This window comes from Pseudomonas sp. 478 (genome assembly GCF_003254125.1).
Lineage (GTDB): Bacteria > Pseudomonadota > Gammaproteobacteria > Pseudomonadales > Pseudomonadaceae > Aquipseudomonas.
On record NZ_QKZG01000031.1, the window covers coordinates 1 to 2,380 of the forward strand.

Below are 2,380 nucleotides of genomic sequence, written 5' to 3' on the forward strand. Positions count from 1 at the left end.
CAGTGCCGAGGGAGAACTGGCCGTAACTGCCGGCGGTGTTGGACTGGGCGACGAAGGTCGCGGCGCTGTCGACATCGCTGATGCTGAGGGTGCCGGCGGTGGTCAGCGGGGTATCGGTTTCGGTCAGCGTGACGCTGGCCGAGGACAGCACGGCGGCATCGTTGGTCCCGTTGATATGCACGGTGACCGACGTGAGGGTACCGTCGGCGCTGCTTACCGTGAAGGTATCGGTGTAGGTGGTGCCGGCGACGAACTCGTTGTGGGCGCTATCGGCGACGTAGCTCCAGGCCCCGTCGGTGCCGAGGGAGAACTGGCCGTAGCTGCCGGCGGTGTTGGACTGGGCGACGAAGGTCGCGGCGCTGTCGACGTCGCTGATGGCCAGGGTGCCATTGGTGGAGATGTCGACGACGGCATTGGTCTCGGTCAGGTTGGCAATATCGGCGGACAGCACGGCAGCGTCGTTGCTGCCGAGAATATGCACGGTGACCGAGGTGAGGGTGCCGTCGGCGCTGCTCACCGTGAAGGTGTCGGTGTAAGTGGTGCCGGCGACGAACTCGTTGTGGGCGGAGTCGGCGACATAGCTCCAGGCACCGTCGGTGTCGAGGGAGAACTGGCCGTAACTGCCGGCGGTGTTGGACTGGGCGACGAAGGTCGTGGCGCTGTCGACGTCGCTGATGGTGAGGTTGCCATTGGTGGAGATGTCGACGACGGCATTGGTCTCGGTCAGGTTGGCAATATCGGCGGACAGCACGGCAGCGTCGTTGCTGCCGAGAATATGCACGGTGACCGAGGTGAGGGTGCCGTCGGCGCTGCTCACCGTGAAGGTGTCGGTGTAAGTGGTGCCGGCGACGAACTCGTTGTGGGCGGAGTCGGCGACATAGCTCCAGGCACCGTCGGTGTCGAGGGAGAACTGGCCGTAACTGCCGGCGGTGTTGGACTGGGCGACGAAGGTCGTGGCGCTGTCGACGTCGCTGATGGTGAGGTTGCCATTGGTGGAGATGTCGACGACGGCATTGGTTTCGGTCAGGTTGGCAATATCGGCGGACAGCACGGCGGCATCGTTGGTCCCGTTGATATGCACGGTGACCGAGGTGAGGGTGCCGTCGGCGCTGCTCACCGTGAAGGTGTCGGTGTAGGTGGTGCCGGCAGCGAACTCGTTGTGGGCGGAATCGGCGACGTAGCTCCAGGCACCATCAGTGCCAAGGGAGAACTGGCCATAGCTGCCGGCGGTGTTGCTCTGCGCGACGAAGGTCGCGGCACTGTCGACGTCGCTGATGGTCAGCGTACCGGCTGTGGTCAGTGGGGCATCGGTCTCGGTCAGGTTGGCAATATCGGCGGACAGTACCGCGGCATCGTTAGTCCCGGTGATGTGGACGGTGACCGAGGTGAGGGTGCCGTCGGCGCTGCTCACCGTAAAGGTGTCGGTGTAGGTGGTGCCGGCGGCGAACTCGTTGTGAGCAGAGTCGGCGACGTAGCTCCAGGTACCGTCGGTGCCGAGGGAGAACTGGCCATAGCTGCCGGCGGTGTTGGACTGCGCGACGAAGGTCGCGGCGCTGTCGACGTCGCTGATGGTCAGGGTGCCGGCGGTGGTCAGCGGGGTATCGGTTTCGGTCAGCGTGACGCTGGCCGAGGACAACACCGCGGCATCGTTGCTGCCGTTGATGGTCACCGTCACTGCGGTCGCGGTGCCGTCGGCGCTGAGTACCGTGAAGGTGTCGGTGTAGCTGCTGCCGGCGGCGAACTCGTTGTGGGCGGAGTCGGCGACGTAGCTCCAGGCACCGTCAGTGCCGAGGGAGAACTGGCCGTAGCTGCCGGCGGTGTTGGACTGCGCGACGAAGGTCGCGGCGCTGTCGACGTCGCTGATGCTCAGGGTGCCGGCGGTGGTCAGCGGGGCATCGGTCTCGGTCAGCGTGACGCTGGCCGAGGACAACACCGCGGCATCGTTGCTGCCGGTGATGGTCACCGTCACTGCGGTCGCGGTGCCGTCGGCGCTGAGTACCGTGAAGGTGTCGGTGTAGCTGCTGCCGGCGGCGAACTCGTTGTGAGCAGAATCGGCGACGTAGCTCCAGGCACCGTCGGTGCCGAGGGAGAACTGGCCATAGCTGCCGGCGGTGTTGCTCTGCGCGACGAAAGTCGCGGCACTGTCGACGTCGCTGATGGTCAGGGTGCCAGCCGTGGTCAGCGGGGCATCGGTTTCGGTCAGCGTGACGCTGGCCGAGGACAGCATGGCGGCATCGTTGCTGCCGGTGATGGTCACCGTCACTGCGGTCGCGGTGCCGTCGGCACTGCTCACCGTAAAGGTGTCGGTGTAGGTGGTGCCGGCGGCGAACTCGTTGTGAGCAGAGTCGGCGACGTAGCTCCAGGCACCGTCAGTGCCGAG

The 2,380-nt window shown here is 65.7% G+C and carries 1 protein-coding gene; it reads right to left on the minus strand.

Annotation, left to right across the window (positions count from 1 at the left end; translation table 11 throughout):
- On the minus strand, nucleotides 1-2,380 hold a 2,380-nt coding region (locus DFS28_RS30340), incomplete at both ends, for a VCBS domain-containing protein (RefSeq protein ID WP_218281376.1).